The sequence below is a fragment of the Cognatishimia sp. genome, assembly GCF_964229375.1.
Taxonomy (GTDB): Bacteria; Pseudomonadota; Alphaproteobacteria; order Rhodobacterales; family Rhodobacteraceae; genus Cognatishimia.
In genome coordinates this window covers 1-7,572 of record NZ_CAXREH010000022.1, presented here as the reverse complement: position 1 = coordinate 7,572, position 7,572 = coordinate 1, and the positions used below count along the sequence as shown (strand labels likewise).

At 60.1% G+C, this 7,572-nt stretch carries 5 protein-coding genes; all 5 read left to right on the top strand.

The window, feature by feature from the left end:
• Window positions 1–2,355, top strand: a 2,355-nt coding sequence (locus ACEQWH_RS01745) for an alpha-2-macroglobulin (protein ID WP_370227719.1), incomplete at its 5' end; no start/stop codon positions are given.
• A gap of 2 nt (window positions 2,356–2,357) precedes the next feature.
• Window positions 2,358–4,391: a penicillin-binding protein 1C gene (pbpC, locus tag ACEQWH_RS01740; protein WP_370227722.1), complete on the top strand. Its 2,034-nt coding sequence runs from the start codon at window positions 2,358–2,360 to the stop codon at window positions 4,389–4,391.
• Between the two features lie 32 nt (window positions 4,392–4,423).
• Window positions 4,424–4,984 (top strand): helix-turn-helix domain-containing protein, encoded by a 561-nt coding sequence (locus ACEQWH_RS01735; RefSeq protein WP_370227717.1) that lies wholly within the window; start codon window positions 4,424–4,426, stop codon window positions 4,982–4,984.
• A 196-nt stretch (window positions 4,985–5,180) separates the two neighbouring features.
• Complete coding sequence (locus ACEQWH_RS01730) at window positions 5,181–6,368, top strand: glycine C-acetyltransferase (protein ID WP_370227715.1); 1,188 nt, start codon at window positions 5,181–5,183, stop codon at window positions 6,366–6,368.
• A 14-nt stretch (window positions 6,369–6,382) separates the two neighbouring features.
• Window positions 6,383–7,411 (top strand): L-threonine 3-dehydrogenase, encoded by a 1,029-nt coding sequence (gene tdh, locus ACEQWH_RS01725; protein WP_370227720.1) that lies wholly within the window; start codon window positions 6,383–6,385, stop codon window positions 7,409–7,411.
• Window positions 7,412–7,572 lie beyond the last annotated feature (161 nt).

The window sequence follows — 7,572 nt, the reverse complement described above, 5'->3', positions numbered from 1 at the left end:
CTGAACCCGTCGCGCGCCCTGGGGCTTGCCTATGCCAAGGTCGATCCCGGCGACAAGCAGCTTTCCGTGTCCCTCAGCGCGCCAGAGCAGATGGAACCGAACGGCCCGCTGCGCGTCGACATCGACGTTGCGGGCACGAACGCAACAGACACGGCCTATGTCACTCTGGCCGCCGTGGATGTCGGCATTCTCAATCTGACCGGCTTCCAAAGCCCCGATCCCGCGGGGCATTATTTTGGCCAGCGACGGCTGGGCATCGAGATCCGCGACGTCTATGGCCGCCTTATCAACGGAATGAACGGCGCGATGGGCGCAGTGCGATCCGGTGGCGATGCGCTGGCGCAGGCCGGGCTGCAATCACCGCCACCCACCGAAGAGCTGGTCGCGTTTTTCTCGGGCCCGATCGCGGTTGATGCCTCTGGGCGTGCAAGCGTGACCTTTGACATGCCCGACTTTAACGGCACCGTGAAATTGATGGCCGTCGCATGGAGCGCATCTGCGGTTGGACAGGCAGACCGCGAGGTGTTGGTGCGTGACCCAATCGTTCTCAGCGCGAGCCTGCCACGGTTCCTTGCGCCGGGCGACACCAGCCGTCTGCTGCTTGAACTCACCCATACCGAAGGCCCCACCGGTCGCGTGGGTCTGGATGTCTTTGCCACCGGTGGTGTTCAGCTGGATCTTGCGACCCTGCCAAGAGGCATTGATCTGACCGAGTCTGAATCGCGCAAACTGGTGATCCCATTGTCTGTCGACAGTGTGGGCGATCACAGCATCTCGGTTACGATTACCACGCCTGGCGGCAAGCTTTTGACCAAGGATCTGACCCTGCCCGCGCGGATCAATGATCCCGAGATCAGCACGACACAACGCTTGACGCTCGCTGCAGGGGAAACCCTGAGTTTCGATCAGGGCCTGTTTGCGGATCTGCGTCCCGGCACCGGGTCTACGATCATGTCGGCCGGGCCTCTGGCGCGGTTTGATGCCCCGGGTCTGCTGGCGGCACTTGATCGCTATCCTTACGGCTGCACCGAGCAGATCACATCGGGCGCCTTGCCTCTGCTGTATTTTGACGACCTGTCAGCGGCCTTGGGTCTGGGCGATAGCGCCCGCATTCAAGAGCGCGTAGATCAGGCGATCGCGCAGATTTTGACCCGGCAATCGTCCAACGGTGCCTTCGGTCTTTGGCGCCCCGGCACCGGAGATTTGTGGCTGGATGCCTATGTCAGCGATTTCCTAAGCCGCGCCCGCGCGCAAGGATTTGAAGTGCCGCAACTGGCGTTCCGGCAGGCGATGGACAACCTGCGCAATCGGGTCAATTTCGCGCCAGATTTTGACACGGACGGCGGGCCAATTGCCTATGCCCTGCTGGTTCTGGCCCGCGAAGGCGCAGCCGCTGTCGGGGATCTGCGCTATTACGCGGATGTAAAAACCGAAGCATTTGACACCCCGCTGGCTGCGGCGCAATTGGGCGCAGCCCTTGCGCTTTATGGCGACCAGTTGCGCAGTGATCAGATGTTTGCGTCAGCCGCACGCCAGATCGCAGCGCGCACCTCGGACGAGACGTCACAACTGTGGCGGGCCGATTATGGCAGCAACCTCAGAGATGCCGCGGGCTTGCTGTCGTTGGCGGTCGAGGCAGGCAGTGACGTTGTCAACAGATCAGCGCTCAGCCAACGCATTGCCAATGCGTCACGGTCCATGTCCACTCAGGAAAGCGCATGGTCTTTGATGGCGGCACATGCCTTAGTCCAAGATCCGGGCAGTGCCGGTATTCTGGTCAACGGCGCGCCTGTCGATGGGCCGTTCGTGCGCACGGTCGCGCAGGACATTTTCGCGCCGGTCGACATTACAAATGCGTCGGCCGTGGCCACGGATCTGACGATCACCACTGTCGGAGTCCCCGCCTATGAGGTTGCAGCAGGCGGCTATGGCTATGCCATCACGCGGACCTATTTCACGATGGAGGGCGCCCCGGTTGACCCCAACCTTGTCCGTGTCGGAGATCGGTTCGTGACGGTCCTGCGGGTGAAACCCTTTGAGAAAGGCGGCGCGCGGCTGATGGTGAACGATCCACTGCCCGCAGGGTTCGAGATCGACAACCCGAACCTATTGCGCAGCGGCGATCTGAAAGAGCTGTCATGGCTCGAGCTGAACGGAGCGACGCATACGGAATTCCGCAGTGATCGTTTCCTTGCAGCCGTGGATTGGCGATCTGATCAGGCGTTCCAACTGGCCTATGTGGTGCGGGCGGTGTCGCCGGGTGATTTCCATCATCCCGCGGCGAGTGTCGAAGACATGTACAATCCTCGCTACCGGGCGCGGGCCGACACCGGACGGCTATTGGTGGCGCAGTGACGCTGAGGCCACTCTTTGCGATATGGGTCTGCGTCCTGCTGGGCGCGGGCCTGCGCGACGGGTTTGACGACTGGATCGATGCCACCGAGATGCCCGTCATCGCAGTGGACACATCCGTCGAAGTTCGGGATCGAAACGGCACGCTTTTGCGGGCATTTCCGGTGGAAGAGGGTCTGTTTCGGCTGGGCGCGCGCCCGGATCAGGTTGACCCCCGATTTCTGGAGATGCTCATCGCCTATGAGGACAAACGGTTCTATCGCCACAACGGTGTAGACCTCCTCGCGGGTTTGCGGGCCGCGTGGCAGGCGGTTTGGAACCAGACAATCGTCTCGGGTGGCTCGACGCTGACCATGCAGGCGGCGCGACTGCTTGAAAACTCCGGCACCGGCGATGTGGCGGGCAAGCTGCGCCAGATGCGTCTGGCCTGGGCCCTGGAACGCCGGTTGGACAAAGACGAGATCCTTTCAGTCTATCTGACCAACGCGCCCTATGGCGGCAACATCGAGGGGCTGCGTGCGGCGACGCTGACGTGGTTTGGCAAAGAGCCTTGGCGTCTGACCGCGGCGCAGGCGGCGCTGTTGATTGCCTTGCCTCAAGCGCCCGAGAAACGCAGACCAGACCGGTTTCCCGATACGGCGGATGCGGCGCGTCAGCATGTGATCGATCGCATGATCGCGCGAGGCGTCGTACCCGAGGCCACGTCGCTCGCAGAGCCCGTTCCTGCCCGGCGACGCACCCTGCCTATGCTGGCCCCGCATCTGGCAGACAGGCTGCGGTATGATGATGATCTTACGCGCACACACCAGCTGACACTGGACGCGACGCTGCAAGCGGCGGTTCAGGCGCTGGCGTCAAAAGCGCTGCATGGGCGCGATCCGCAGATGTCCATCGCAGTCATCGTTGCGGACCATCAAAGCGGTGAAATCCTGGCAAGTCTGGGGTCGGCCAACTATACCGCATCGCAAAACAACGGGTTTGTCGACATGAGCCGCGCCTACCGTTCGCCCGGCTCGACGTTAAAGCCGTTGGTCTATGGTATGGGGTTTGATCAGGGTCTCATTCACCCGAAAACTCTGATTGATGATCGTCCGGTTGCCTTTGGCACCTATGCCCCGCAGAATTTTGACGGGCGGTTTCGCGGACAGATCGCCGTCGAAGACGCCCTGAAGCAATCCCTGAATATTCCGGTTGTTCTGCTGACCGAAGACCTCGGACCCGCACAGCTTTTGGCCAAGCTGACCGTGGCCGGCGTAGACGCGCGACGTCCCGGAGGCTCGCCGGGTCTGGCGATGGCGCTGGGGGGACTTGGCGTCACGTTGCATGATCTTGTCACGCTCTATGCAGGCCTTGCGAACGCGGGCCAAAGCGTGCGCCTGTCTTATCACCCGTCCGGTCAAGCTGGGGGCCGTCAGGTTATCAGCCGGTCAGCCGCGTGGCAGGTCAGTCATATCCTGTCCAACATCCCGCCCCCCGCCGGTGCCGCACAGGGGCATTTGGCCTATAAGACGGGCACCAGCTATGGGCATCGCGATGCGTGGGCAATCGGCTATGACGCCAAACATGTTGTCGGCGTTTGGATGGGTCGACCAGACGGAACCCCTGTGCCCGGCGCATTTGGCGGAGATCTGGCGGCCCCGGTGCTGTTTGATGTGTTTCGCCTGATCAAACCCGAGCTGGAAGCCTTTCCTCCGCCACCGCCGGAAACCCTGTTGCTCAGCCAAGCCGCACTGCCCGCGCCGCTGCGCGTATTCCAAGGACGCAATGCGATTTTCCAAGAGGCGCAGGGGCCAGAGTTGGTGTTTCCGCCCAACGGTGCGCGGATCGGACAGTCGGGGGATGGGGTGACGCTGAAACTGCGTCACGGGGTGCCTCCGTTTTCCGTGCTGGCCAATGATCGGCTGGTTCTTCAGGGGCAATATGCGCGCGAACTCCACCTGCCAGACATTGGGATAGGCGCTTCCAGCATTTCGGTTCTGGACGCCGAAGGCCATGCCGATCGCGTCCAGATTTGGATCGGTGCGCCGCAATTGCATTGACAGGCTAACCTTTGACGTGCAGGTCAGTGGACATGACTACAGATACGGAAATTCTCGACCTGCTGCCAGCCCGGCTCAAGGACGCGCGGCGCGCGCAGGGATTGTCTTTGGATGCCGTCGCCAAACTGTCCGGCGTGTCGCGGTCGATGGTCAGCCAGATCGAACGGGGTGAAAGCAGCCCGACAATTGCGACCCTTTGGAATCTGACCCGCGCGCTGCAGGTGGATTTCGCAGGGCTTCTGGATCGTCAGGAATTGTCCGATCGGGTCGAGGTTCTGCGGGCCGTCAATGTACCCACAATAGAGAACCGCGGCGAAGGCTGTAACATCCGCATCCTCAGCGCACCCGAAGATGCAGGCAAACACGAGCTTTATGACCTTGTCTTTGCAAGCGGCGGCAAGCTGGTCAGCGGACCTCATGGTCGCGGCACCCGCGAGCATCTGACCGTCATCGACGGACGCGTTCGCGTTACGTCCGGGTCAGCCACCGAAGACGTCGGCACAGGCGATACCGCGCGGTATCAAGCGGATGTCGACCACACAATCGAAGCCATCGGCACGGCGCGCGCCCTTTTGGTTGTGCAAACCACATAATTCCCAAATTTCGATCTAATGTTGCGACCCCGGCCAAGATTTTGGCCGGGTATCTGCGTTTCTGCGGGCAGCCCATCTATTTCGCTATGTAAGAAAATCATCCGTCATGTCGGAAATTTGTTGCAATATCCCGCATTATGGATATTCGTCCAATATCACAGATGTGATATAAAGGTTCCCGAAAAGGAGATGTTCCATGTCGACTGAATTCCTGACCCATGTGTCCGCAACCCTGGACCAGATCGAAGCAGAAGGACTGATGAAGACAGAGCGAATGATCACCTCTCCTCAGGGTGGGGAGATTTCGGTCGGCGGCGATTCAGTGATCAACCTGTGTGCTAACAACTACCTCGGACTGGCAGATCACCCCAATCTGATCAAAGCCGCGCAGGACGCGATGGAGCCGAAGGGCTTTGGAATGGCCTCTGTGCGCTTCATCTGCGGCACGCAGGATATTCACCGCACGCTCGAGCAACGTCTGGCGGCCTTTCTGAAAAAAGACGACGCGATCCTTTTTGCGGCTTGCTTTGACGCCAATGGCGGTTTGTTTGAACCGCTTCTTGGGCCAGAGGACGCCATTGTTTCAGACAGTCTGAACCATGCCTCTATCATCGACGGCATTCGCCTCTGCAAAGCGCAGCGCTATCGTTATGCCAACAACGATATGGCCGATTTAGAGACCAAACTGAAAGAGGCCCGCGCCGCTGGTGCGCGCCATATTATGGTGGCGACGGATGGCGTGTTTTCCATGGATGGCTACCTCGCGAACCTGCCCGAGATCACCCGAATAGCGAAAGCCTATGACGCGGTGGTGATGGTCGACGACTGTCACGCAACGGGCTTCATGGGGCCAAATGGGGCCGGAACACCGGATCATTTTGGCGTCGATGTCGACATACTGACCGGAACGCTGGGCAAAGCCCTGGGCGGCGCGATCGGCGGGTATATCGCGGGCCCGCAACCTGTCATCGACCTGTTGCGGCAACGCGCACGCCCGTATCTGTTTTCCAACTCGCTGCCGCCTGCGATTGTGGCGGCCGGTCTGGAAGCGATCGCATTGGTGGAAAACGGACGGGCGCTGCGCGCGCAACTGTTTAAGAACGCTGACTATTGGCGCGAAGGGCTAAGCGAGCTTGGCTTTACGCTTCTGCCCGGCGCGCATCCGATTATTCCCGTCATGCTGGGTGATGCGACACTGGCGCAGGAGATGGCACGCCGACTGTTTGTCGAAGGTGTCTATGTGTCGGGTTTCTTCTTTCCTGTGGTGCCGCGCGGGCAGGCGCGCATTCGCACGCAAATGAACGCCGCTTTGACCCAAGACGATCTTGACCGCGCATTGGCGGCCTTTGGCAAAGTCGGCCGCGATCTGGGGGTGATCTCATGACGCGCCCAAACACCATGAAAGCCCTCGAGAAATCCAAACCGGAAACCGGCCTTTGGATGGTGTCGGCCCCTGTTCCAGAGATTGGCCACGACGAGGTTCTGATCAAAGTCAAAAAGACCGGCATCTGCGGCACTGACATTCATATCTGGAACTGGGATGACTGGGCTGCGGCGACTGTGCCAACGCCGATGATCACCGGACATGAATTCGCAGGCGAGATTGTCGACATGGGTCGCGATGTGACTGGGCTCAAGATCGGGCAGCGTTGCTCGGGCGAAGGACATCTGATTGGCACCGACAGCCGTCAGAGTCGCGCGGGGAAATTCCACCTTGATCCCGGCACTCGGGGCATTGGTGTGAACGAACAGGGGGCCTTTGCACAATATCTGCGTCTGCCTGCGTTCAACGTTGTGCCCCTGCCAGACTCGATACCCGATGAGATCGGTGCGATTCTGGATCCACTGGGAAATGCGGTGCACACAGCGCTCAGCTTTGATCTGTTGGGCGAAGATGTACTGATCACCGGCGCTGGCCCTATCGGGATCATGGCGGCGGCCGTGGCGCGCCATGCCGGAGCGCGCAATGTGGTCATCACCGACATCAATCCCGACCGGCTCAAGCTGGCCTGTTATGTGGTGCCGACGGCGCGGCCCGTGGATGTGCGTCACGAAGCGCTTGAAGACGTGATCCACGAGTTAGGCATGAAAGAGGGCTTTGACGTCGGGCTAGAGATGTCGGGCAACCAGATCGCATTGGATCAAATGGTCGAGAACCTGGTGATGGGTGGAAAGATTGCCCTGTTGGGCATTCCGCCCGGCAAGTCGCCCGTGGACTGGAGCCGTATTGTCTTTAAGGCGATTACGCTCAAAGGCGTCTATGGCCGTGAAATGTTTGAAACCTGGTACAAGATGATTGCCATGCTTGAAAATGGCTTGGACGTCAGCCGGGTTATCACGCACAGGTTTGACGTCGACGACTTCGGCAAGGGCTTTGACGCCATGCTGTCGGGTCAGTCCGGCAAAGTGGTCTTGAGCTGGACCTAAACGCAAACAGCGGCGAGGGATCCCGCCGCTGTTTTGCTTTTGATCGTCCAATCAGTATTGGAATGATTTGAACAGAGTGGAGTCGCCCATCCCGTTGATCAAACGAACAACGCTTGGAGTTTCCGCTTTCTGCGCGGCTACGAACTTCTGGAATGCGCCAG

Excerpts from the sequence above, each read along its gene's own strand:
- ACEQWH_RS01735 (WP_370227717.1), top strand. The coding sequence starts at position 4,424 with ATGACTACAGATACGGAAATTCTCGACCTGCTGCCAGCCCGGCTCAAG.
- ACEQWH_RS01730 (WP_370227715.1), top strand. The coding sequence starts at position 5,181 with ATGTCGACTGAATTCCTGACCCATGTGTCCGCAACCCTGGACCAGATC.
- tdh (WP_370227720.1), top strand. The coding sequence starts at position 6,383 with ATGAAAGCCCTCGAGAAATCCAAACCGGAAACCGGCCTTTGGATGGTG.